Origin of the sequence: Erwinia tasmaniensis Et1/99, from assembly GCF_000026185.1 — a bacterium.
Taxonomy (GTDB): Bacteria; Pseudomonadota; Gammaproteobacteria; order Enterobacterales; family Enterobacteriaceae; genus Erwinia; species Erwinia tasmaniensis.
Map to the genome: position 1 here is coordinate 1,533,459 of NC_010694.1, position 25,533 is coordinate 1,558,991.

At 52.3% G+C, this 25,533-nt stretch carries 18 protein-coding genes, 1 tRNA gene and 1 other annotated feature (1 of these 20 cut by a window edge); of the genes, 12 read left to right on the forward strand and 7 right to left on the reverse strand.

The window, feature by feature from the left end; all coding sequences use genetic code 11:
• Positions 1–53, reverse strand: a sequence feature (His leader region); it reaches 70 nt to the left of the window's first position.
• Positions 29–76, reverse strand: coding sequence for a his operon leader peptide (gene hisL / locus ETA_RS19905; protein WP_100396937.1), 48 nt, complete (start codon positions 74–76; stop codon positions 29–31). (Overlaps the previous feature by 25 nt.)
• A 178-nt stretch (positions 77–254) precedes the next feature.
• Between hisL and ETA_RS07870 the strand changes: the two genes are divergently transcribed.
• From ETA_RS07870 to ETA_RS07885, 4 genes are all read left to right on the forward strand, one after another.
• On the forward strand, positions 255–1,082 hold the full coding sequence (locus ETA_RS07870; protein ID WP_012441097.1) for an SDR family oxidoreductase: 828 nt from the start codon (positions 255–257) through the stop codon (positions 1,080–1,082).
• Positions 1,083–1,788: 706 nt separating this feature from the next.
• Entirely contained in the window at positions 1,789–3,102 is a 1,314-nt protein-coding gene (locus ETA_RS07875) for an aminotransferase class I/II-fold pyridoxal phosphate-dependent enzyme (protein ID WP_012441098.1), read from the forward strand.
• 28 nt (positions 3,103–3,130) lie between these two features.
• Positions 3,131–4,423 (forward strand): NAD(P)/FAD-dependent oxidoreductase, encoded by a 1,293-nt coding sequence (locus ETA_RS07880; protein ID WP_012441099.1) that lies wholly within the window; start codon positions 3,131–3,133, stop codon positions 4,421–4,423.
• Between the two features lie 551 nt (positions 4,424–4,974).
• On the forward strand, positions 4,975–6,342 hold the full coding sequence (locus ETA_RS07885) for an APC family permease (RefSeq protein ID WP_012441100.1): 1,368 nt from the start codon (positions 4,975–4,977) through the stop codon (positions 6,340–6,342).
• Positions 6,343–6,431: 89 nt separating this feature from the next.
• On the opposite strand, the gene sbcB is transcribed toward ETA_RS07885, so the two are convergent.
• Positions 6,432–7,859 carry an exodeoxyribonuclease I gene (gene sbcB, locus ETA_RS07890; protein WP_012441101.1) on the reverse strand — a complete coding sequence of 476 codons (1,428 nt, stop codon included), beginning with the start codon at positions 7,857–7,859 and terminating at the stop codon, positions 6,432–6,434.
• 738 nt (positions 7,860–8,597) lie between these two features.
• Here sbcB and dacD point away from each other — a divergent pair.
• The 5 genes from dacD (at position 8,598) to ETA_RS07920 (ending at position 14,124) form a co-directional block, all read left to right on the forward strand.
• The gene (gene dacD / locus ETA_RS07900; RefSeq protein ID WP_269446412.1) at positions 8,598–9,737 is read left to right on the forward strand and encodes a serine-type D-Ala-D-Ala carboxypeptidase DacD; all 1,140 of its coding nucleotides are present in this window, start codon (positions 8,598–8,600) and stop codon (positions 9,735–9,737) included.
• A 228-nt stretch (positions 9,738–9,965) separates the two neighbouring features.
• On the forward strand, positions 9,966–11,024 hold the full coding sequence (locus tag ETA_RS07905) for an FUSC family protein (protein ID WP_012441104.1): 1,059 nt from the start codon (positions 9,966–9,968) through the stop codon (positions 11,022–11,024).
• A 160-nt stretch (positions 11,025–11,184) separates the two neighbouring features.
• Positions 11,185–11,502, forward strand: a complete 318-nt coding sequence (gene tmaR, locus ETA_RS07910) for a PTS system regulator TmaR (protein WP_012441105.1) — start codon at positions 11,185–11,187, stop codon at positions 11,500–11,502.
• Between the two features lie 256 nt (positions 11,503–11,758).
• Positions 11,759–13,228, forward strand: coding sequence for an EmmdR/YeeO family multidrug/toxin efflux MATE transporter (locus ETA_RS07915; protein ID WP_042959300.1), 1,470 nt, complete (start codon positions 11,759–11,761; stop codon positions 13,226–13,228).
• A gap of 107 nt (positions 13,229–13,335) precedes the next feature.
• Positions 13,336–14,124 carry a siderophore-interacting protein gene (locus ETA_RS07920; RefSeq protein ID WP_012441107.1) on the forward strand — a complete coding sequence of 263 codons (789 nt, stop codon included), beginning with the start codon at positions 13,336–13,338 and terminating at the stop codon, positions 14,122–14,124.
• A gap of 155 nt (positions 14,125–14,279) precedes the next feature.
• Here the strand turns inward: ETA_RS07920 and ETA_RS07925 are convergent, their stop codons facing one another.
• The 3 genes from ETA_RS07925 to ETA_RS07935 all read right to left on the reverse strand — a co-directional run bounded on the left by ETA_RS07925 (position 14,280) and on the right by ETA_RS07935 (position 18,416).
• The gene (locus tag ETA_RS07925; RefSeq protein ID WP_042958800.1) at positions 14,280–15,380 is read right to left on the reverse strand and encodes an NADH:flavin oxidoreductase/NADH oxidase; all 1,101 of its coding nucleotides are present in this window, start codon (positions 15,378–15,380) and stop codon (positions 14,280–14,282) included.
• Between the two features lie 542 nt (positions 15,381–15,922).
• Positions 15,923–17,842 (reverse strand): DUF262 domain-containing protein, encoded by a 1,920-nt coding sequence (locus ETA_RS07930; protein WP_012441109.1) that lies wholly within the window; start codon positions 17,840–17,842, stop codon positions 15,923–15,925.
• Between the two features lie 498 nt (positions 17,843–18,340).
• Positions 18,341–18,416, reverse strand: a tRNA-Asn gene (locus tag ETA_RS07935).
• Between the two features lie 213 nt (positions 18,417–18,629).
• Between ETA_RS07935 and ETA_RS20135 the strand changes: the two genes are divergently transcribed.
• Entirely contained in the window at positions 18,630–18,785 is a 156-nt protein-coding gene (locus ETA_RS20135) for a hypothetical protein (protein ID WP_167310304.1), read from the forward strand.
• Positions 18,786–19,114: 329 nt separating this feature from the next.
• On the forward strand, positions 19,115–21,031 hold the full coding sequence (locus tag ETA_RS07940; RefSeq protein WP_012441110.1) for a sigma-54-dependent Fis family transcriptional regulator: 1,917 nt from the start codon (positions 19,115–19,117) through the stop codon (positions 21,029–21,031).
• 62 nt (positions 21,032–21,093) lie between these two features.
• Here ETA_RS07940 and ETA_RS07945 read toward each other — a convergent pair whose 3' ends face one another.
• Positions 21,094–22,149: a 2,3-butanediol dehydrogenase gene (locus ETA_RS07945; RefSeq protein WP_012441111.1), complete on the reverse strand. Its 1,056-nt coding sequence runs from the start codon at positions 22,147–22,149 to the stop codon at positions 21,094–21,096.
• 204 nt (positions 22,150–22,353) lie between these two features.
• On the reverse strand, positions 22,354–23,811 hold the full coding sequence (locus tag ETA_RS07950; protein ID WP_012441112.1) for an AMP nucleosidase: 1,458 nt from the start codon (positions 23,809–23,811) through the stop codon (positions 22,354–22,356).
• A 468-nt stretch (positions 23,812–24,279) separates the two neighbouring features.
• Between ETA_RS07950 and ETA_RS07955 the strand changes: the two genes are divergently transcribed.
• Positions 24,280–25,476, forward strand: a complete 1,197-nt coding sequence (locus ETA_RS07955; RefSeq protein ID WP_012441113.1) for a cupin domain-containing protein — start codon at positions 24,280–24,282, stop codon at positions 25,474–25,476.
• Positions 25,477–25,533: the final 57 nt, after the last annotated feature.

The following is a 25,533-nucleotide window of genomic DNA, read 5'->3' on the forward strand; positions in this document are numbered from 1 at the left end:
TGTCTTCCAGCACACATCGCCTGAAAGACTAGTCAGGGTGATGGTGATGATGGTGGTTGAACTGAACGCGTGTCATAAAATTCTCTTGGATGAATGGATATTCATTTCGTAAGAAATAACCTAACCAGAATGGACGTGAGGCGCAACCCTTTTTTGTCAATCTTGAAAGATTCTCTCATTCATATGCTGTTGTCTCTGGCTGAAGCCTGGCGTAGCCTTGGGCCATCAAAGGCCGTATTCACGGGAGCTGAGGTATGAAACGAGTCGCCATTGTTGGGCTTGGATGGTTGGGAATGCCGCTGGCGATGTCGCTAACGGCGGCGGGATATTGGGTCACCGGCAGTAAAACCACTCAGGATGGCGTTGATGCCGCGAAATTGAGCGGCATCGACGGCTATCTACTGGAGCTGACGCCGGAACTGAACTGTGAGGCTGAAGATCTCGAAGCGTTACTTAATGTGGATGCGCTGGTGATAACGCTCCCCGCCAGCCGGACTGCCACCGGGGAGGGGAAGTATCTTAGCGCCGTACAGCAGCTGGTGGATAGCGCGCTGGCGTATAATGTGCCGCGTATGATCTTCACCAGTTCGACGTCGGTATACGGCGACCGCTCCGGCAAAACCTGTGAGAGCACGCCGCTGGAACCGGTCAGCGTGGCCGGGCGCACATTACAGGAGCTGGAATCCTGGCTGCATAATTTGCCAGGCACCTCGGTAGACATTCTGCGCCTGTCCGGCTTGGTGGGGCCAAAACGCCATCCGGGGCGCTTCCTCGCCGGAAAAACCGGGTTGGCTAACGGATGTCAGGGCGTGAATTTGGTGCATCTTGACGATGTTATCGCCGCAATAACCCTGCTGTTACAGACGCCAGAGGGCGGGCACATCTATAACCTGAGCGCGCCACAACATCCGGCGCGCAATCAGTTTTATCCGCAGGTGGCCAATCAGCTGGGTCTGACGCCGCCGACCTTCCTCGCCGACGAAAGCCAAAATCAGGGTAAGCTTATCGACGGCAGCAAAATTTGCCGTGAGTTGGGATTTGCCTATCGCTACCCGGACCCGACACGGATGCCGCTGTCGTAAGGGGCTCGAAACGCAAGCGGTATTTTTACCGCGTTTGCCGTGTCTCGGGGATCTTAAATGCCTCGCGATACGGCGGTCGCATTATTCCGTCCGCATCCGGTGGGTAATAAATTCGCAAACGTCGACATATTCTCCTTTCCCACATTATGCAGGTTTGGTTATTTCAATATAAAAATTATCTTCTCTCATTCCTAACGCACTTACTCTAACTAACTGACATCTGGTTTATTTAGTGCATCTAAATAAGTTCTGATGGGCTAATTTTGTTTTTTAATTTAAGGTGGCTGGCTAATAAAAAAATAACGTCCTGTTATGAATTAATCACCATAAAAATGCGCTGTTACATTTTAAGAAAATATAAATCAAAAAACATCTTGAAGCGCCTCGGCTATTGTTCTAGTTTTAATTTTACCATTTCAAGAAAGATCTTATTCTTTTGGCGACTCATTCTCCGTCTATGTATTCATGCATATAGGAGGTACCCGTCACGTATGGTTTCTTTCCAGTCTTGGCTTTTTTTTAAACAGGTATACGTGCCGCCATCCGCGGTTTTGATGGCGGTAATGAAAAAACAATAATTATTTTATCTTGATGAAAATATATTTTTACATCTCTAACCTACAGCGAGATGCCTTTTTTGGGGAGCGAATGAGCTGTCCGGAGAAGACATATAACATTTCATCTATTTTATTACACAGGCAAGTAAATGACATATTTAAAAGAGACATCCCCGCAGGAAGATACGGGCGATTGCATTTATAGCTACACCACAGGAACGCTTATGATGAATTTAAAGCGTTCAGGTTTAGTGGATGTTGATATTTTAGCTGAACAGATGGATGGTCTACGGCACAAGCAAATTGAAGCGGGCATATTCAGTTTTGATACGTTCACCTGCAATGGAAGCGACGCTTTAACTACGGTTGCTACGGAGCTGGGTGAAGCCTCCCGAGAATGTTCCGTGTGGTCAACAAATTTATACCTCGGCCTGAACAGGCACCCGAAAGTGATTGAGAGCGTTGTTGACGCCGTCCGCCATTTTGGTACGGGTTGCGGAACCTCGGCCGTTTCAGGCGGAATGAATATTCTGCATCGAAAAATCGAAAATAAAATCAGCGAGTGGCTGGGTAAAGAAGCCACGATGTTATTTCCCACGGGCTATACGGCCAATATGGGTACGCTGGCAGCACTCTGCGCAAAAGACGATCACATTATTATCGACGATGAAAGCCATGCCTCGATCCGGGATGGGATCAAACTGTCGTCAGCGCGAAAATGGATATCCTTTGCCCATAACTCGGTAGAAGACCTGAAAAGCAAACTTGAGTTAGCAAGAGAAAATTGTCGGGGCAAAGTTGTCGTTGTGGTCGAATCCGCTTACTCAATGAGCGGTGATATCTGCCCTCTGGCCGACATTGTCAAGCTTAAGGAAAGTTTCGACTTTTTGCTTTTTGTTGATGAAGCCCACTCATTCGGTATCTACGGCGACGGCGGGCGCGGTTTGTGTTATCACGAGGGCGTCACGGATAAGGTTGATTTCATCACTTCTACCTTTTCAAAAGCCACGGCATCGTTAGGCGGCTTTGTGGCAATGTCGCGACGCTACAGTTCCTATTTTCAGTGGAGCGCCAATGCCTATGCGTTTCAGGCCTGCTTCACGCCTTCTGATGCCGCGGCGGTGCTGGCTTCACTCGAAATTATTGAGACTAACCCTGAAGTGATTAGCGTGCTGCATCAAAAGAAAGACTATATGCGCGGGCGCTTGAAAAAGTCAGGCTTTGATTTAAGAAACAGCGAAACGCCGATAATACCGATTTATATCAATGACACAAAAAAATTACTCAATATATGTTTTGAACTCTACAAAAGAGGCATTTTCTCTGTTCCTGTCTCTTACCCGATGGTGCCAGAGAATGACGGACGCATACGATTTATCGTCAATGCACGCCATACCTATGAACAGATTGACGACACGGTAGATACTCTTGCGCAGCTGGCAAAAAAGTATGACTTATTCTGAATAACACCCACACAAGAAGGCGATCAGGATGGAAAATTTCGATGCCATTATTATCGGGGCCAGCGTGGCAGGCTCATCGGCCGCCGCTCACCTTGCGTCACAGGGGCATAAGGTCTTAGTAATCGATCAAAGCGTTTTTCCTCGAGACAGATTATCTACCCACTTTTTATGGCCGCGCGGTGTGTCCTATTTAAACCGGCTTGGCGTTGCCGATGAGATATTAAAGAAAACCCCGAATTATCGCAGGATGAATATTTATGTTGAGGGCGTGAAACTGTCAGGCTCGATACCTCTCGAAGATATCAAAAAAAGATTTTTAAAGGTTCATAATGACTGCAACAACGCGACAGATATCTACTGCGGGCCCAGAAGAGTGCTTCTCGATTATGAATTACTCAAGGCTGCGGAGCTGGCAGGCGCGGAAATCAGACAAAATGTGACGTTTTCCTCGCTGCTGACGGAAGACGGTGTCGTTACGGGTATTAATGCCACCACGGGGCAGGGGCATACCTTCCAGGCAAAAGCGAAAATCGTCATCGGTGCCGACGGCCGTTATTCCTCATTCGCTGATGCGGTGCAATCGGAAGTTTACGATCGACGCGAAGATTCTACTTTTGCCTTTTTTGGCTACTACTCCGGGATAAAAAAAGAAGGGCTGACGATAAGCAATCGCGGCAGGCTGGGATCGGCAATCTTCCCCACGTCTGACGGTACGCATATGGCATTAGCCTACGGACCGGCCGGCTGGTGGAAAGATTTTAGCCGCCATGCTGAAAATAATTTCTTTAAGACGTTTGATTTCTGCGATGAGGACACCGCCGCGCTGCTCCGTGAAGGTAAAAGGGAACAATCTTTTAAAGGCTGCGGGAAGATGGTTGCCTTTCAACGGAAAAGCATTGGGCCGGGATGGGCATTAATTGGCGATGCCGGAAGCTTCAAGGATCAGGTAACGGCTATGGGCATGACCCATGCACTGCGTGATTCTGAATTGATTAGCGGATATCTGGGTCGTGCCTTCGACGGGCTTGTGTCGGTTAAAACAGCCTTAGAAGAGTATGAGCATGCGCGCGCCAATGATTATGAGAACTATTTCAATTTTGTTTGCAACGTTGCCCGATTACCTGTCCGCAGTGAGGATGACATTCACCAGATGATGAAAATCAGCGAGTCTCAGGAAGAGACGGACGGCTTTTTATCGCAGTTCGGTGACACCAGGCCACTTAATGTCAGTCAGCAGGCGGAAGATAAAGCAAATGTCGTCAAAAATGTCGCAGGTTATGACATTAAGCGCGATGGCTATCTTTACTCCCTTTATGGTTGAAGACGGCTGAATCGTTAACGCCGCGACCACGGAAGTGGTCAGGTCGTTAACGTTCACTATTCTTTACTTTCTGTACCATAAAGAATTTTCCTATCATTGCCTGTATGACTTGCCACTGGGCCTTTGCATGGTGCAGAATACGCCCCCTGCAATAACCCTGACACATCAAGCTGCACGTGCGTTTAGCACCTTTCTGCAGCTTGAGTTAACGGGCATATTGATTAAACAACCGATGCTGGTTAGACCGGCAGCGGTTGTTTGTCTTTTGCACGCGGTATTAACTTCGTCTTTTAAGAGGCCGGTCCAGAACCGGATAGATAAACGCTTTTAAATACACAGTAATGTGTTTATTGAGGATACAAACATGGGACTACACCATCTCACTCCTGCTGGAGCTGGAATCCGCCAGCGCGACGACTACGGCGCCGTGGCAGGGAATACCTTCACTCCTGCCCGCACATTCCTTAATCCTCTTTCGAAAAGCTCTCGCATTGCGCGAAGTTTCCCTGTGGATCAACCCAGAAAGGTTGACGCTATGGGGAGGCTGAATCATGGCGCATAATTCCGCAACTCCAGCCGCACAGCCACGTGCAAAATTGAAAAAGACGCTGACGTTATTACCCGTCGTTATGATGGGGCTGGCTTATATGCAGCCAATGACGCTGTTTGATACTTTTGGCATCGTTTCTGGCCTCACTGATGGCCACGTTGCTACCGCATACGCATTCGCGCTGATTGCTATTCTGTTCACCGCGCTGAGCTACGGCCAGCTGGTACGCCGCTTCCCTTCAGCAGGGTCGGCCTATACCTACGCACAGAAAGCGATCAGCCCGCACGTCGGTTTTATGGTTGGCTGGTCTTCGCTACTTGATTATCTGTTTATGCCGATGATCAATATTCTGCTGGCGAAAATATATTGGGAAGCGCTGGTGCCCGGCGTTCCGTCGTGGATCTTTGTGGTGCTGCTGGTGGGCTTTATGACCCTCTCTAACCTCAAAGGCATCAAAACCGTTGCCAACTTCAACAGCGTCATTGTGGTGCTACAGGTTGTGGTGATGGTGACCATCATGGGAATGGTCGTTTGGGGCGTGGCGCACGGCGTAGGACAAGGCACCTTAGTCAGCAGTAAGCCGTTCTGGTCGGAAAATGCTCACGTGGTGCCGATGATCACCGGGGCGACCATACTCTGCTTCTCCTTCCTCGGGTTTGACGGTATCAGTTCACTGTCGGAAGAGACTAAAGATGCAGAGCGGGTGATCCCGAAAGCCATCTTCCTGACGGCGCTGATTGGCGGCCTGATGTTTATCGTGGTGTCCTATTTCCTGCAGCTGTATTTCCCGGATATCTCGCGCTTTAAAGATCCGGACGCGTCCCAGCCGGAAATTATGCTGTATGTGGCGGGCAAGGCTTTCCAGTTTGGCATTCTGATTTTCTCCTGCGTAACGGTACTGGCCTCAGGTATGGCGGCACACGCGGGCGTATCCCGGTTAATGTACGTGATGGGCCGTGACGGCGTGTTCCCGGTGCGTTTCTTCGGCTATATCCATCCGAAGTGGCGTACCCCGGCGTTAAACGTGCTGCTGGTTGGCGTGATCGCGCTGTCTTCAATCACCTTCGATCTGGTGACCGCCACGGCGCTGATTAACTTTGGTGCGCTGGTGGCGTTTACCTTCGTGAATCTGTCGGTGATTTCTCAGTTCTGGATCCGCGAGCGCCGTAATAAAACGCTGAAGGATAACTTCACCTTCCTGGTGCTGCCGCTGTTGGGTGCCCTGACCGTGGGCGCGCTGTGGGTGAATCTTGAAGAGAGTTCAATGGTGCTTGGGCTGGTATGGGCGGCCATCGGCCTGCTGTATCTGGCTTTTGTCACCCGCAGCTTCCGCAATCCGGTGCCGCAGTGCAGTGAAGATATGATGTAAAAAAACGGGGCAACCGGCCATCGCCGGTTGCCCCGTCTGCTCCACGGCCGGCAGCGCTTCACTTCTGCGCTGCGCGTGGGGAAATTCCCCTAAGACACCAGCTCCTGCATATAGGCAAACAGCGCCTTCAGCTGCTCCTGCCTGGTCTTATCCCCTTCGTACTGATTAAACAGCATTTCCAGCTCCTGCACGTAGCCCTGCACCCGTTCAGGGTTAAGCACTTCTCGCCGGTGCTGCAACCAGCTTTGCTGCTCCGCATCGTCCAGCGTGCCGGGGAAGTTGCGCGCCCGGAAGCGGAACAGCAGCTTTTCGATACGCGCATCATTAAAGGTGAGATCCAGCGCCGGCAGGTTTTCGGCCGCGGTCTGGCGGACAATATTCATCGCGTTGCGGTCGGCATCACTAAAGAAACCGTTGTAGAGCTGGGCATCCACATCTTCCGATGGGATAAACGGCTGCGCTTCGGCAAACAGCGTCACCACTTTTTCACGCACTTCAGGGTGCTGGCGCAGCAGGGTGAGATTATCAAGACAGCGCTGGCGGTCGATGCCGATACGTTCAGCATCTTCCGGGCGCAGAGTATTCGCCGGGGCGACCACCGGGCATTTATTGATATGCACCAGCTTGAGCGGCACCGGAGAAGCCCCGTTCAGCTCTTCACGGCGCGTGTATAGCCGCTCGCGTAGCGCGTCGGCGTCCAGTTCTAATAGCGGGGCCATATCCCCCCCCAGATCGCAGGTTATCAGCGCGTTACGGTTATCGGGGTGCCATGCCAGCGGCGCAATCCAGCTGGTATTCCCCCTTGCGGCACCGAACATGCCGGAGATATGCACCAGCGGCTTCATCTGCGGGATATCGATCAGCGCGCCGATCTTTTGCTTATTGCGGTGAGCGTAGAGGAAATCATACAGGCGCGGCTGTTTCTCCTTCACCCGTTTTGCCATAGCGATAGTGGCATACACGTCCGACATCGCATCATGGGCATTCTCGTGCGCCACGCCGTTGGCTTTCGTCAGGTGCTCAAGGCGGAAGCTGGGAAAGCCGTCGTCATTTTCCGGCCAGACGATCCCATCCGGGCGCAGCGCGTAGCAGGCGCGCATCACGTCCAGCAGATCCCAGCGGCTGTTGCCGTGCTGCCAGCTCCATGCGTAGGGGTCGTAAAAGTTGCGGTAGAAAAGGTTACGGCTCACCTCGTCGTCAAAACGCACGTTGTTATAGCCCACCACGCAGGTATTCGGTGCGCTGAACAGCTGATGGATACGTTGGGTAAATTCCGCCTCATTCAGCCCGCGAGCACGGGCTATCTGCGGGGTGATCCCGGTTACCATCACGGCTTCCGGCTGCGGCAAATAGTCATCTGCCGGGCGGCAGTAAAACACTTCCGGCTCGCCGATAGGGTTGAAATCCATGTCGGTACGGAGAGCGGCGAACTGCGCAGGGCGGTCGAGCGACGGGCTGGTACCGAAGGTTTCGTAGTCGTGGAAAAGGAACGTTGGCTGTGCGGGCTTGTCTTTCACGGTATAGGGTTACCTGTGGTTGATGTTATACGCTGACTTTCAGGTTTTATTCCAGGTAGAAGCGATGTGGCTTCTTGTTACCGACATGTTAGCGGCTGCTTCCTCGATCGCGGGTACATTAAGTCAATCAGCATGCAGTCTGGGAATGCGGTTTATGTCATGGCGGCCGGCGACACGTTCCTGACGCAGGTTATGGTAAACCATATTTATCCTGTACTGAAATATCTGATGCGCCAGGCTTGACGCGAGTTGTTTATAATTTGTTCGGTGAATGGCGCGTAGGCTAACGGCGACTTTCAAAATAAAGGGATTTACATCATGAAATTGTCGACCCTCATACTGTGTACATTTCCTCTCTCCGGCTGTGTCAGCCCTTATCCCGGCGTGGACGCGCTTGAAGGGCCCTCTGTCTGTCAGGGGTTTGATTGTAAAAAAGGCCCCGGAACCTTTCCCGATAATCGTGCCGCGCACAGGCCAACCAAAGATGAAAAGATCCGCACGCGGCAGGGGCTCCCGCCGGACTTTGGTTCGGAAAATATCACGATAGGCGCTCCCATCCGTTTTTAGCCGTCAGCACAAAGCCCCCCGGCGTAATTTCAGCACATGTGCCTTTTCGATAAGGTTAACCAACTGAAATTTCATATTTTCTTGCAATTTAGTTACACAATGCAGCAATGGATCCCGTACAACATGCGCACCTGTCGTCTGTAGCTGGAGGATCCCCTGTTGAAGAAGTACCTGCCCACAAGTTTTACTTTATTGATTTCCCTTTACGGCGTTGCCCATGCCGCCGAAGTAACGCCCCCTGTGATTGATGCGGCTTCCTGGGTGCTGATGGATGCGACCACCGGGCAAATTCTCACCTCCGGTCAGCCCGACGAGCGTCGTAACCCGGCCAGCCTGACTAAGCTGATGACCGGATACGTGGTCGACCGGGCTATCGATCAAAAGCGCATCACTCGTGATGATGTGGTGACAGTCGGTAAGGATGCCTGGGCCGCCGGTAATCCGGTATTTAAGGGCTCTTCACTGATGTTCCTGAAACCCGGCGAAAAGGTATCCGTGCGCGATCTCAGCCGTGGTGTGATTATTGATTCGGGCAACGATGCCTGCGTGGCGCTGGCTGATTATGTTGCGGGCAGCCAGAATAACTTTGTCAGCATGATGAATCACTATGTGGAAAAATTGGGGTTGAGCAATACCCACTTTGAAACCGTGCATGGTCTGGATGCCCCAGGGCAGTTCACCACCGCACGCGATTTAGCGACATTATCCCGTGCCATTATCAGCGGCGAGCCTGACTTCTACCAGATGTATAGCGAGAAGTCCCTCACCTGGAACGGGATCACCCAGCAGAATCGCAACGGCCTGCTGTGGGACAAAGAGCTTCATGTCGACGGGCTGAAAACGGGTCATACCGAGAGCGCGGGCTTCAACATTATCGCCTCAAGCCTCGACGGGCAGCGCCGCCTGATTGCGGTAGTCATGGGCGGAAAGAGCCCCAAAGGGCGCGAAGAGCAGGCGCGTCAACTTTTGCTGTGGGGGCAGCGTTATTTCGATACCGTGCAGCTGTTCCATGCCGGTAAAGAAATCGGCAATGAGAATGTCTGGTATGGCAACCCGCATCGTGTTGCCTTAGGCAGTGATAAAGATGTCTTCTATACGCTACCGCGTGATGAGGTGCAGCAGGTCAAAGCCAAATACGTTATTGAGCGTAAAAATCTGGAAGCCCCCATCCAGCTGCATGAGCAGGTCGGCGTTATTCAGCTGATGCAGGGTGATAAACAGCTTGCCAGCTATCCTCTGGTTGCTTTGCAGCCTGTCGGGGAAGCGGGATTATTTACGCGGATAACTGACTACATCAAGATGAAGTTCTAAAACGGCTGGCGGGGGGGCTACATACTGACCGGTCGGGTGACGGGAAGCCTTTAGCAAAAAGAAAATGGCTGATTAAGGTCCTGTTCCGACAGGATAGGTCCGGCGTTTTCTTCTGCATATCGTGCTGAACTAAGCACAAAAGTCACGCAGAAATTGACTTCGGCTCCTGTTCCCCGCCTTTGCTTAGGGTATGATGTCGCGCAATTCATTCTGCTTTCGGAGCCACTCTTGCGACCGGATATGCCGCTGACCGCGTTTCAATTCAGCCTTTACCGCCATTACCGCATCGTGCACGGCGTGCGTATCGCGCTGGCATTTATTCTCACTTTTCTGCTGGTCAGGATCGCTGAGATCCCCGAAGGCAGCTGGCCGCTGATTACCCTGGTGGTCGTGATGGGGCCTGTCTCTTCCTGGGGCAACGTCTTTCCGCGTGCGGTACAGCGTATTTTCGGCACGCTTTTCGGCTCGATAGCCGGATTGATCGCCATCTGGCTGGAGCTTTTCTCCCTCCCATTTATGCTGGTGTGGTGCGCGCTCGTGATGTTTATCAGCGGCTTTCTTACCCTCGGCAAACATCCCTATATGGCGCTATTGATTGGCATTACGCTGGGCGTAGTTTGCGGCGGCGTTCCCGGAGATATCACGACCGCCCTCTGGCGCGGAGGGGATGTGATACTGGGGTCGTTGCTTGCGCTGCTGTTCACCAGCATCTGGCCACAAAAGGCCTATACCCACTGGCGCATCCAGTTTTCGGACCTGCTGCTGGAGACGGCGCGTATTTATCACGCCGGCTTATCGCCTAATCTGGTGGAAAAGCCGCGCCTTACGCGCCCACTGCACCGCCTGCTGGGTAATGTGATTAAAATGCGTGCGCTGATCGACCCCTCAAGCAAAGAAACCCGCACCCCGCGCTCCGTTTTTGAAGGGATCCAGACGCTGAATCGCAATCTGGTCTGTACCCTTGAACTGCAACTCAATGCGTGGTGGGCATCACGTCAAAGCCATCTGATTATGCTCAATGCTCCGGCATTGCGCCGTGCGCAGCAGATGACGGAAAGCACGCTGCGCGCTTTGTCTGTGGCCGTGGTGGAAGGGAGCGGCGATAACATCGCCGCCCGAAGCGCTGAGCTAGCGGAAATCAGCCGCGAGCTGAGGCAGCTGATCGCCGAATCAGACAGTCATGATCGGGTTGAAACCCCGATACATGGCTACGTCTGGCTGAGCCTGGAAATGGCCCGCCAGCTGGAAAGATTATCGGAGCTTACCCGTCTTGCGCTGCGAAAATAGAATGATCCAGCAACAACTTACTGCGATAAGCTCGGCTTCAGGGTAAGATAGGCGCAATCCGGTTATGCAAGTTAAAATTGCCATCGGCGGCGGTTCGCCGCTAAGCTGATAGCCACGACAATGATGCCTGTAAGTGCAGGCCAAAATGAAAGGTGTCTTCATGGAAAATGCAAAGCAATCCTTCCACGACGTGCTGGAGTTCGTACGTCTGTTCCGTCGTAAAAACAAACTGCAGCGTGAAATTCACGATAACGAAAAGAAAATCCGTGATAACCAGAAGCGCGTGCTGCTGCTTGATAACCTGAGTGAGTACATTAAGCCAGGTATGAGCATTGAGGCTATCCAGGAAATCATCGCCAGCATGCGCAGCGATTATGAAGATCGTGTGGATGAATACATCATCAAGGTGGCTGACCTGTCAAAAGAACGCCGCGACCTGTCCAAAAAGCTGAAAACGTTGGGTGAGGTTAAGGGGTAGTTTACCCGCAGCAGGAGTCTTCTGCTAACCTCTTAAGCCGGGCTGAAAACAGCCCGGCTTTTTCATGTCTTCAGCCCATGTGAAAAGTCCGTAAATTGCGGCGTAACGGCGGCTTGTTATGACATGCGCATACTATAAAACACAATAATATCAGCATGATAATGTCATTTTTCTTTTTTCAGGCTGCAATTTGATACATAAAAAAACTTTGCATAATGATAGCTCTTTACCATCATAAAAAGTGCCCCTTTCCCTGATAGTCACTGGACTCATCTTGCAAAAATTCAGCTTTTCAGTATCGCAGGCGATTAAAGGCAGCGCGTGGTATCCGAAAAGGCGCTCCTGGCGGGTATTATTCTGGCGCGAAGTCACACCGCTGGCCGTACCGATATTTTTTGAGAACCTATGCGTCCTGTTGATGGGAGTCCTGAGCACTTTTCTTGTCAGCTGGATCGGAAAAGAAGCGATGGCCGGAGTCGGCCTGGCGGACAGCTTTAATATTGTCGTGATCTCCTTTTTTGCCGCCATTGACTTGGGCACCACCGTAGTGGTGGCCTTCAGCCTTGGCAAACTTAACCGCGATCGGGCGGTTGCGGCAGCGCGTCAGTCGCTGATTATCATGACCGTATTCGCCATCGTTCTGGCGCTGGCGATTGAATTTATCGGCCCACAGATCGTCGATATGGTGGCTGGCCAGGCCGAGCCACAGGTCAAAGCGCTGGCGCTCTCCTATCTTCAGGTCACCGCCTGGAGCTATCCGGCTGCGGCCATTGCGCTGATCGGCTGTGGCGCTTTGCGTGGAGCAGGTAATACTAAAATCCCGATGTTGATTAACGGCGGGATGAATATTCTGAATATCGTCATCAGCAGCGTGCTGATCTATGGCTGCTTCTCGTGGCACGGACTGGGGTTTGACGGTGCCGGTCTCGGATTGACCATTTCGCGTTATATCGGCGCAGCGGCGATACTTTACGTGCTGGCCATCGGCTTTGTTCCCGTGCTGAAAATTTCGCTGAAAAGTTATTTTACCCGGCTAAACGTCGGCATACTGCGCGAAGTCCTTGGCATTGGTGTTCCTGCGAGTATTGAGTCGGTGCTGTTCAACGGCGGGAAATTACTGACTCAGGTGTTTGTTGCCGGAATGGGCACCGATGTGATCGCCGGGAATTTTATTGCTTTTTCCATCGCATCACTGATTAATCTGCCGGGTAACGCGCTGGGATCGACATCGACTATTATCGTCGGCACGCGACTTGGCCGCGGACAGCTGGGACAGCCGGCTCGGTTACTGCGCTATATATTCTGGCTGTCGAGCATCGTGCTCTGCGGTCTTGCATTGTTAAGCGTTCCCCTTGCTGGAACGATGGCACGGTTTTACACCCAGGATGAATCGGTGATTCACGTAGTGAAAATGTTGGTGTGGCTTAACGCCGCCTTTATGCCGTTCTGGGCCGCCTCATGGGTGCTGCCAGCCGGCCTCAAAGGCGCACGCGACGCGCGTTTTACCATGTGGATCTCACTGCTCAGTATGTGGGGCGGGCGCATTGTGGCCGGCTATTTATTGGGGGTCGTGCTCGGATTTGGCGTGGTGGGCATCTGGCTCGGGATGGTGCTGGACTGGATGATACGTGGCGTTGCCTTCTACCGGCGTATGGACAGCGGGCGCTGGTTGTGGAAGTACCGACCACAGGTGAATACGATTAGCGCACAGGAGAATAGGTCCTGATGGTTTGGAGGGGGCCGTTTGCTTGCGGCCAGAATAAATCGAAGATATATCTTAACCGTCACAACCGTGATTTCCACTTTGTATACCCGACAGCGAGGAGATAGATTTTGAACAGCCTGACTCAAGCCCACCGTGCCCCACAGCGCATTCGTAACCCGCTGTGCTTCCGCCGGCTAACCGTCAGTGGAAAAACGCGGGTGGCCGACAGCTTCTGGCGCATCGACTTTACCGGTGCAGACCTGGCCGGGTTTACCTCTCCCGGTTTCGACGATCATATTAAAGTCTTCTTTCCGCACCCCGACAGCGGTGAGCTGGTCATGCCCGTGGTGACAGAAGACGGGGTGACGTGGCCAGAGGGTGCACGCCCGGTTTCCCGCGACTATACGCCGCTGTTCTTCGACGGCGAGGCGCAAACCCTGACTCTGGACTTCTACATTCATAACGGCGGGGTGGCCAGCAACTGGGCGGAGCGGGCTCGGATAGGGGATGCGCTGGCAATAGGAGGCCCGCGTGGTTCGCTGGTGGTTCCTGAAAATTACGCTTTTCAGCTGTATGTGTGTGACGAAAGCGGGCTGCCGGCCTTTAAGAGAAGGCAGCAAACGATAAGCGGTGTGCAGCTGAAACTGTACGCCTGTGTCGATGAGTCCTGTGGGAAAGCGTATCTGCCGGAGCTGAACGGAGTGGAGGCCAGCTGGCTGGGCAACGGGGCGATAAAAGATGAACATCTCGCTGCTCTGATCGCTGCCTTTGATCGGCTTTCTCTGCCGCCAGAAGACTACTTTATCTGGCTAACCGGAGAAGGGGAGTTTGTTAAGCGGCTTAATGATTACTTTATCGAACGGCGAGGCTGTGACGCCACCTTCGTGCGTGCCGTGGCCTACTGGCATCAGAAATAGCGTTAAAGAAACTCGCAAAAGAGTGTTTCGCTACGGGCGCTAGAGGGAATGAGGGTAAGAAGAAAATCATTTGTGGTTCATCCTACCCTTAAGGTAAAAAACCGCGCGGCGCTGATTCACTCACGCCGTGCGGATTTTTTCATTCAGAACGGCAACTATTCACCTAAACGGTAACGTTCCAGCCAGTGCGCATAGGGGGCTGGCAAGACCCATGAAGGGCGCTCTACCTTTAGCTGTTTCGCCAGATAGTACGCATAGTTTGGATCGGCGAGATGCGCACGACCTATCATCACTAAATCCATTTGCTGTTCGGCTATCACGCGTTCAGCCACGGCAGGGGCTTCAACTCCCCACGAGGCTGCCACCGGCAGTCCGGTTGCGCGGCGTACTCGTTCTGATACCGGGGCAAGGAAGCCTGGTCCCCACGGGATATCCGTTTCAGCCACGGTGAAGCCGATACTTACGTTTAGCAGGTCCAGACCGTTATTGCGCATCAGTTTGGTTAGCTCGATCGATTCGTCCAGCGTTTCTTCATCACGCCCGTCATATTCAATCACGCCAAGACGGGCCGTTAGCGGCAGATTTTCAGGCCAGACCTCACGTACCGCCGCGAGAGTTTCCAGCAGGAAGCGACTACGACCCGCAAAACTCCCGCCATACCGATCGGTACGCTGGTTAGTGTGCGACGAGAAAAAACTCTGTCCGAGATAGCCGTGGGCAAAATGCAGCTCGAGCCACTCGAAACCGGCGTCACGCGCGCGGCGCGCGGCGGCGACATAATCATCCTTAACCCGGTTAATTTGTTCCAGCGTCATCGCCTGCGGCACCTTAGGCAGATGATGGCCGAAGGCCAGGGCGGATGGGGCGATCGTATCCCAGCCACGGCTGTCCTGTGCGGCGATATGATCGTCGCCCTCCCAGGGGCGGTTGGCGCTGGCCTTACGTCCGGCGTGAGCCAGCTGAATACCGGCAACCGATCCAGCGGCTTTGATGGAGGCGGCGATTTTCGCCATGCCTTGCGCCTGCTGGTCATTCCATAGTCCGGTACAGCCCGGCGTGATGCGTCCTTCGGGTGAAACCGCCGTGGCTTCGACAATAACCAGCCCCGCGCCTCCGCGCGCCAGCGCGGGATAATGCACCTGGTGCCAGTCGTTTGTCAGGCCGTCATCGGCGCTGTACTGGCACATTGGCGGCACGGCAATGCGGTTGCGCAAGGTGATATCTTTCAGGGTAAACGGGGTAAAAAGTGCGGACATAGCTAACCTCATGGGTAGAACAGTCAGGGCAGTAGCTGGCTACATTAGGCTACACGTATCGCAGAGAATTAACCGTGAGTGCTTTCATCCACCGCCCGGCGTGTTGAGCAGCGCCGCCGGCATTTGTGGCCGGGCCGGGGTCTTACTCAATCCGGCTATCGACAGTGGGTATTCGTGTAAGTCCGACGGTAAGGTTCGCCAGCCGTTGTGGTGACACGGCATCAAACACCGGTGTTGAGGATCTGCGGTAGCATCTTAAAGCTATTTACTGACCGCATCATCCCCATCCGCCAGTGCGGTGCGGGGGCTACGTAAAAAAACGGACCGTCGAAGCGTTTGCGTGGCATTGTCATAAATGAAGGTTCGGATGGGATTTGTCTCATCGTTCTGGTTAAGTGACTTATACACTAATATTATATATTTTGTCAGGGTAATGAGTCTTTTTCATTTGGTTTTTTTCAGTATACAGTTGGCGATAAGTTTGTATTCTATAATGACCAAATCCCGTTAAAGTGATGTTGGTCATTATGAAATAAGACTTTCTATTTGGTAGCTCCACCTAAACATACAGGGGCATGAAGTAACTTACGTTTGAACTCTTCATCTCCGATGGAGATCTTCCATCTTTCTTCCATGAAAGATAATAAATCAAGCCCTCTTTGAATTATTGAGTTCGGCAGCCATTCTTCATATTGTGCTATTTCATTTTCAGATGCGGAGCCATTATAATACCCTACGCCCTTACCATCGTTTTTCTTTAAATTAAAGCCAGCATTCTGTAAGCTGGAATTTTTAGATCTGCTAAGTGGAACGAGGTTCCCTAAAGAATTTGCCAGGCGGACACTGTCTTCATCTTTCAAATGTCCAAAGCGAGTGTACCAATATTCTTTAGACGCTGTTTGTGGGTATATGTGTTCAATGGTTATTTTGTCTTTGTTTTCAGAAATAAGACTGGACCAGCTAAGTTTATGTGATGCTTGTTTACCACGATGAGTCAGCCACTGGTCATATTCATACAGGAAATAACGTAATCCACTCCAGCCATAAAAGCCGCTATTGCTCAACTTATATTTTTCTGAGATATAATTGTAAAATCTATCGGGTTCATAGTAATATTCTTTCCATCGATTTATTCTTTCAATCAGAGTAGGGATAGTGGTTTGTTGGTTGAGTAATTCTCTCGCCATTAGGTAAAACTCGGTATCGCCAGTGTTAGATCTTCTTCGGCTAAGAGTAAATAAAGTAAAATTACATCTTTCAATTGTAATTAATAGATCGTTGATTTCATTGAAGCTTTTTTTGGAAACAAATGAAGCCAAAACAAGAGGTTTAAAAGCTCTGAAGCTTAGTCTCCCTAAACGGTCGAGGAGTATGCGGCTTTCGGAATTATCGTAATCACTTTTTTGAAAGTAAGGGTTGTGCATGTAGAACCAGGGGCGAATAGCTTCCTGGAGACTGGTAATATAACTTTCTATTTCCTTAACGGTTAATCTAAGTTCTTCACTTTTAGGGTGAGTAACATTTTGCGCTGTAAACTTTTCATTTAATAAAAAGACAATATAGTCATCACCTTTTTGGCGGCTATATTTAAAATACATAGTCCAGTGATTCCTCAGAAAAGTGCTATCATCGAGTCTGTATTCTGGGTTTTTACCAAGATACTCGTAAATTGTTTTCCATGAGTAATTTATTTTTTTTCTCAAAACCTCATGGCCTGTATGCTCATGAAATAAAGTAGAGAGATATATTAACCTGTTTTTTAATAATTCTAAGCTTGTAAGAGGCTTTCCTCGATTATTCATGGTTTCAAATGTTACAAAAACATCGATCTCATCATCAATCTCATAAATGTTAAATTTGAGTTTCTGTGATAAATTGTGATAGATTACCGCGATTTCTTCAGTTGAGAGAGCGCTAAGTCTTCTTTTAAAGTAAGATTTCGCCTTACCAAGGTTTCGTGTGTAAAGTGTCTCTTTAAACTCGTTAGTATGCGAATTTTCATCAAATACCTTTGTTTTTAAATATTCATCGCTGGGGTTGTCTTTTTCATAACCGAAAATAAAACTCTGCCTTTGACCATCGTCTGCCTTAAATAAGATAAACTTGTTTCGTATGTTTTCTTTAGACTGAAAATTGAGTTTTGTGTCATCGGGTACAGATTCCAGAATGGCCTGGATCATAATAATTGCCGTTGTTAAACGTTGTTGACCATCTACAACATAGTAAGGTTTATACCCTATGCCGTTTATTATCCAAGTATCATTTTCCCAGAGAGACCAATAATTTTTTTTAACCTTCTCTAACGTTATGACTCCAGTATAGTGGACTCGGTTGGGATTTAGATGAACGAGATCTTCCCAAAAATCTTCGAACTGCTGTTCTAACCATGCGTAACCTCGTTGATAGTCTGGTATACGTAAAAGCCGTCCTTGAAAAAGCTCACTTAAACTTTTTACGTTCATATCAATCTCTCCTTATAAGAAGGTTCAATGTTATCATTTTCTTAATATGTTTTTTATTTTATTTTCGTAATACAGCTCATAACACATCATCTGCCATTGAATTTTACATATTTTCTTATTTTATGGAAGTGAATAATAATATTTGGTAAGTTTGTTCTTACGTAATTTTCTGCCTGTTGTCAACTCTACTATTTTATCCAAGCTCAAACGGTCAGACCATCCAACTACGGCTAGCATGCAAAAATAAGCCTGAAATTGATAAATCAGGCGGCGTTGTTTGAGGTAATTAGTATTACGGGATGGTTACAACTTTCTTAATGAGGATCAGGGAATATAGGTATTAAGAGAATATTCAAACCCGTTTTATCACTATTTTTACCAGCTAAAGGGGGGGATCAACCGGTGTGACCTGAGGGACGTGAGTGGTGGTTGAGAGGGGGGAGTATTTGGATAAAAAGCAAAAAACCAGACGCCGTCAGGCATCTGGTTTCTTTAATTTGGCTCCTCTGACTGGACTCGAACCAGTGACATACGGATTAACAGTCCGCCGTTCTACCGACTGAACTACAGAGGAATTGTTGGAACGGGGCGCATCATATCCAGCGGGCCGGGGGATGTCAAAGCCTGATTTCGTTCTTTAGTATCAACTGCTGAATAAAACAGCATTGATACTGCCATCGGGATAAGCCGACCGCTGAAAATGCCGGGAAAACCCCTTTTTAAAAGTTTTCACTTTTTCATCATTGGCGGTATGATAATAAGACTTATTTACAGGTAAACCGATAATATGAAAAACCTTTTTTCCTTCCCGCTGCTGTGCGCGTTACTGGTGGCTGCTGCCATCATCTTTGTTCTGACTATACGCAGCTGCGCCACGCAGCCGCCGGAGGTGCGGTCAGCCAGCGTACATCATATCGGCGAGCCGGTGGACACCGCCGCTTAGCCGTTTTATATCCCCGGTCCCGCTGATAACCAACCGTGACTGGCCCCCAATGCCGATAACCTGTCCGGCAAACTCCCTCTGCCCAGCGTGCCACGGCCCAGAACGTACTTTTAGCCTAGCAGGTTTACGTCCGTAGGCCGCATATAGTGGGTTATTACAAGGAGCCGGTCACGGCACTCTTTACCGCGCGCCGCTTGCCCAACCTCTGCCGTTAATTTCCGAACCTTTCGATTCGTTTTGGCAAAATTAAGCAATGTTGTTCCGATAAGCGTATCCTGTTAGCGCACAAATAAACGTTGTCATTCCCACTGTACCCAGGAGAAGGGCCCGTGAACCAAAGCCAGCGCGAACATATTGCCACCGTGGTAGCCAGCACACGCAAAAACCTGTCCTCGCAGGCGGTAAATCAGCAGGATCGGACTATCCGTGACTCCTGGCTGCGCTGCATTGAGCTTCACGGACTGGAACCTGGACGCATGCAGGAGGCGCGTATCCTGCCGTGGACGCAACTGCGTGAACATCGCGATCGCATGGAGGAGTTTTGCAGCATCGCCCGTCATACGTTGAAAGCGCTCTATCAACAGATTGCCGGATTGGGCTATGTAGTCATGCTGAGCGATGCACAAGGGGTGACCGTAGACTATCTTGGAGATCGCGTGGCGGAGGTCGGGCTGCGTCGTGCCGGTCTGTATCTGGGCGCGCAGTGGTCTGAAGCCTGGATGGGGACCTGCGGGGTGGGCACTTCACTGGCAACGGGCAGGGCGCTGACCGTGCATCAGGCCGATCACTTCGACGCGGCGCATATCGCGCTGACCTGTTCGGCCGTGCCGCTGTTCGACCCACAGGGCCAGCTGATTGCGGTACTGGATATTTCGGCGCTGAGCTCCCCGCAGGCTAAGTCCAGCCAGCTGCTGGCATTACAGCTTGCCCGACTGGCCGCGCAGCAGATTGAAAATGCCTGGCTGGCACATTGCCACCGTAATCACTGGATACTGAAGCTTAGCCCAACGCCCGCCGCCGGGATCAATCCGGATTTCCTGATAGCCGTTGACGCGGCTGGACGACTATCCGGCTGTAATCAGCGCGCCCGGCGCATGCTGGAAAAGGAGCTGGCATCCTCCGCAGACAACGGTATTGTGTTGGGCAGATCGATGGAACACCTGTTCTGCACCTCCCTCGACAGTTTGCCGCATTGGCTGGCGAGCGCCAGCGGTGATCAGAAAACGCTGGCGCTATGCCATAGCGGGACAGAACTTTACGCCAGCGTACAGCAGCCTGCCGCAAGACCCGTGCAGCAGGTACCGCTGGCAGCGCAGGCCTTGCCCGCTCCGCTGGCAGCACTGTGCGGTGGGGACCGGGGGTTACAGCAGCAGCTGCAGCGCGCAGCGCGCCTGCTGAATGCGCGCCTGAATCTGCTGGTTCACGGCGAAACCGGCTGCGGGAAAGAGTATTTTGCAAAAGCCTTTCATCAGTCGGGCGAGCGTGGCAATCAGCCCTTTGTTGCCGTCAACTGTGCGGCTATTCCGGCCGAGCTGATCGAAAGCGAGCTTTTTGGCCATCTCCCCGGCAGCTTTTCCGGTGCCGGCAATAAGGGCCGGCGCGGCCTGATCCAGGAAGCGGATGGCGGTACCTTATTTCTTGATGAAATCGGTGATATGCCGCTGAAAATGCAGACGCGCCTGCTGCGCGTGCTGGCTGAACAAGAGGTATTGCCGGTGGGAGCATCCCGTCCGGTGGCGGTCAACATTCGGGTGATTTCGGCTTCTCATCACGCGCTTGACCAGCTGGTTGAGCAGGGGCGTTTCCGCGCCGATCTGTTTTACCGTTTGCAGGGCGCGCAGATATCACTGCCGCCCTTGCGCCAGCGCAGCGATCTTAACTGGCTGATCGATAACATGCTTAGCACCGGGATGCAGCTGTCGGCGGCAGCGCGGCAGCGCCTGCATCAGCACGGCTGGCCCGGCAACCTGCGCGAGCTGAGCAACGCGCTGGCCTATGCCACGGCGATTTGTGACGGCGAATGTATCGAAGCCGACGATCTGCCGGACGGAATGGGGGAAAGGGCGTTAGCAGAACACGCCCAGTGCGACCGGCCTGAACTGCCGCAGGAAGCGCTGCGGCTGATTCAGCATCTGCGCGCCGCCCGCTGGAATCACAGCGCTACCGCTCGTCAGTTGGGGATCAGCCGTATGACGCTTTACCGCCGTATGCAGCGCTTTGGGATTGTTTCGCCCAGACAACAGTAAAGCTCACCCATGCCGGGGCACCGCAGCGGGCGGTTATACTCCCCGGCAATCCTCACGGCGTGTTATTGCGGCGGACGCACCAGAATTTTCACCTGGTTCTTCTCTTTCACCAGGGTGTCGAACCCTTCGGTCACCAGGTCTTCCAGATCGATACGTTTTGTCACCAGCTTTTCGGCCTGGAAATATCCCTGGGTCATCAGCTCCATCACCGCGGGGAAAATATGGCGGTAGGCAATGGTGCCCTTCACGTTACGCTCGGCCAGCACCACTTTATTCGGGTGGAATGATGCTTCGCCTTCCCAGATGGAAACAATGATGGTTTCGCCTTCGTAGCGGGTGCTGTCGATGCACTGTTTCAGCACCACGGGCACGCCGGTCACCTCGAAAGCCACGTTTACCCCGCCCTGACTCCGTTCACGAATGGTGGCTACCGCATCCTGCTGGCCGGGGTCAATGACCACATTCGCCCCCAGTTCACGGGCTTTTTCCGCGCGCTGCGGCGACAGTTCCACCACGTAAATTTCAGAGGCACCCGCTGCGCGCAGCGCTTCTATCAGCAGCAGACCAATCGGCCCCGCGCCGAACACCGCCGCTTTATCTCCGGCCTTTAACCTACTCATCCGCACCGCGTGCAGTGCCACGGCTGCCGGCTCAACCAGCGCACCCTGCTCATACGAGAGTCCTTCTGGCATGGGATGCACCATATGTTCGTCGACCACCGTAAAGGAGGAAAAACCGCCGCCGCCGCCCGATAACCCGTGAAAACCGAGGTCGGTGCACAGATTATACTTTCCTTCGCGGCAGGCTTCACAGGTGCGGCAGGAGAGGATTGGCTCGACCACCACCCGTTCACCCACTTTCACCTTGGTGACGCCGTTACCCACCGCCACGACCAGACCCGAAAACTCGTGGCCCATGACGATCGGCGCTTCGTCATGGCTCAATTTGTGCGGCTTGCCGACCGGAGCAAAGATAGGGCCAGCCAGATACTCGTGCAGATCGCTGCCGCAGATGCCGGTCCAGGCGATTTTGATTTTCACTTTGCCTGCACTGACACGAGGTTCTTCGATATCTTCCACGCGAATATCATGGGCTTTATGCCAACGTGCTGCTTTCATCATATTTCCCTTGAGATTGGTTAACTGCCAGCCCATTGTCACCGCGGCGGTGACCGGTACGGACGCTCGGGCAGGATAATGCGAAAAGCGTGCCAGGTCCGGGAGGGGGATTTTCAGGGGCACAGAAGGAAATCTGTCACAGAGCAGGGGGATAAGTGACGCAAATTGTGACACCTGTAACGGTGACAGGTGTCACACAGAGGGCTAACGGAACGGCGGTTCGTCAAAGGTGCGCAGCTTGCGCGAGTGCAGCCGATCGCCTTCGGCGCGCAGCAGGTCGATGGCACGAATACCGATCTGCAAATGCTCGGAAATTGCCCCTTCATAGAAACGGTTTGCCTGGCCCGGCAGCTTAATCTCACCGTGTAACGGTTTGTCTGAGACACACAATAGCGTGCCATAAGGCACGCGGAAGCGATAACCCTGGGCGGCGATGGTGGCGCTTTCCATATCTACCGCCACCGCCCGGCTGAGGTTGAAACGCAGCGCCGATGCGCTATAGCGCAGCTCCCAGTTCCGGTCGTCAGTGGTGACAACGGTGCCGGTGCGCAGACGCTGTTTCACCTCTTCACCCGGCATCCCGCTCACCTGTTTGGTGGCGTCATACAGCGCACGCTGTACCTCCGCAATGCTTGGGATCGGGATATCCGGCGGCAGTACCGCATCCAGTACATGGTCATCGCGCAGATAGGCATGCGCCAGCACGTAATCGCCGATGGTCTGGCTTTCACGCAGCCCGCCGCAGTGTCCAATCATTAACCAGGCGTGCGGGCGCAGGACCGCCAGGTGATCGCAAATGGTTTTCGCATTTGACGGCCCCACGCCGATATTCACCAACGTAATGCCCTGGGCATCTTTGGTGGTCAGGTGCCAGGCCGGCATCTGGTGCTTTTTCCATGCCAGGTCGGATACCGCTTGTTCCGGGTGTAAGGTGTCGCGGGTGATCATGATGCCGCCTGCACAGGACAGGGTTTGGTACGGCGAAGCGGGGTCGGCAATTTGCGCACAGGCCCACAGCACAAACTCGTCCACGTAACGTGTGTAGTTGGTAAACAGTACGTAGGGCTGAAAATCCTCCACCGGCGTACCGGTGTAGTGGCGCAGACGTGCCAGCGAAAAATCCGTGCGCAGCGCGTCGAAGTGCGACAGTGGAAAGGTTTCTCCCGGTGTCAGCAGGCCGTCGGCATTTTCATCGCCAATCTGCGACAGTTCGGTGGTGGGGAAATGCCTGGCGATACCGGCGCTCATGCTGCGATCCAGCGCGAGGTCGGAGCCATCGATGACGTACGGGAAGGGGATCTCCTGCTGTGATGGCAGTACCGCGATTTCAATCGGGTATTCGCCGCTCAGCATATTAAGCTGTTCACTCAAGTAGTGGCGCAGCAGCGCCGGGCGGGTGATCGTGCTGCTGTAACTGCCGGCGCGAGTGAAGCGGCCAAAGGCGCGGGTAAGACGCTGCATGGGCGCACTGCCGTTCCAGCTGACGCACAGCTGCGGGTAAACAAACAGCCCGCTAGCACGTTGAGCCGGGTCCGGCAGGCTGCCGTTATCGATAAAGGCGGTAATAGCAGCGCGCAGGGCCTCTACCGCCGCGTTGTACTGGTTTTCAAGGGCATCAAGTGCCTCGTTAACCGTCAGGGATCGCACTTCAGGGTGAGTCATGAAAACTCCTTGCATCGTTCACGGGTCTGTTGCACAGACTAACTGAAGATAATGATAAAAGGATAGCGCCATTGAAACCGCTGGCGGAATGGCGGTCAGGCGTCATGAACAGCGCGCTGACGGAGTCGGTCAGGCCAACGAGAACTGGCGCGGAAAGTGAGTCAAAATGTTAAATTTAATTAAAGTTAAATTGCATATGCATGGCGTTTTTTTGCCATCATTTAGCCCTTTAAGCCGCTGAGATAAAATTGAATATTAAACAAATCTGGATGTTATCAGGTGGGTGAGGTCGTGGCGCTCGTTTGGTTACTCGATAATTTTTCCTGTTGAACGTTAAATTGTTACATATCCAACGCTCTGTTTTTGCCGAACCTCATTATAGCTGTTTAGCTGGTCAATGGTTTCCAGCGTCACAATGACATGGATTAAGGAATATCGGTGATGAATAAACTCTCCAGAAGGCGTTTTATGGCATTCGCAGCGGGTGGAACGGTGGCGCTGGCTGCCGGTCAGGTTTACGCACATGACAACAGCATAAAATCTTATCCGGCCAGTAGCGCATCTGGCGGCCGGGACCCCGGCCCGCACGATCCCATCCGGGAGGCGGAAAACCCGGATATCCTCAACCCGCCGACAACCGATAGCGGCACACTGCCCAATCTGCGTTTTTCATTCAGCGATGCGCACGTGCGTAAAAGCAGCGGCGGCTGGACGCGGCAGGTTACCCAGCGCGAACTGGGCGTATCAACCACCCTCGCCGGGGTCGATATGCGCCTTAATGCGGGCGGCATCAGGGAGCTGCACTGGCATAAAGAGGGGGAGTGGGCCTATATGACCTGGGGTAACGCGCGCGTCACCGCCTTCGATACGGACGGAGGCTGGTTTGTCGACGATATTGGCGTTGGCGATTTGTGGTATTTTCCGCCGGGTATACCGCACTCCATACAGGGTATTGGCGCGGACGGCTGTCAGTTTTTGCTGGCGTTTGATGACGGGAGTTTTGATGAAGACAGCACCTTTTTACTTTCCGACTGGTTCAAACATATTCCGGCGGATATTCTGGCCAAAAATTTTCAGGTGCCCGTATCGACATTCTCCCATCTTCCTTCCCCTGCTGATGAATATATCTTCGCGGGTAAGGTGCCGGGCAGCCTGGCGGGCGACAGCATCAAAGGCGCGGCCAAATCAACGATCGCCTTTACCCACCGCATGCTGGCGCAGGAGCCCATCAGAGCGCCCGGCGGAACGGTGCGTATCACCGACTCATCCAATTTTCCGATAGCAAAAACCATTGCTGCGGCGTTGGTGGAAATCGAGCCGGGCGGAATACGCGAATTACACTGGCATCCTAACAATGATGAATGGCAATACTATCTGGAAGGGGAGGGACGCATGGGCGTTTTTGCCTCGTCAGGGCAGGCGAGAACCTTTAACTATCGGGCGGGGGACGTGGGTTACGTACCTTTTGCGATGGGGCATTACGTTGAAAATACCGGCAGTACTCCTCTACGCTTTTTGGAGCTGTTTAAAAGTGACTACTATGCCGATATTTCCCTTAACCAGTGGCTTGCAAGCACGCCGCCTGAACTGGTAAGGCAACATTTGAATCTGGATGACGCTTTTATGAGCGCCCTCTCTTTGAAAAAAAATCCGTTGCTGAAATGATCTTAAATGGCCAGTCGGACTGGCCATCTTTATCGGTCATCGGCCGTAGGTTACCCT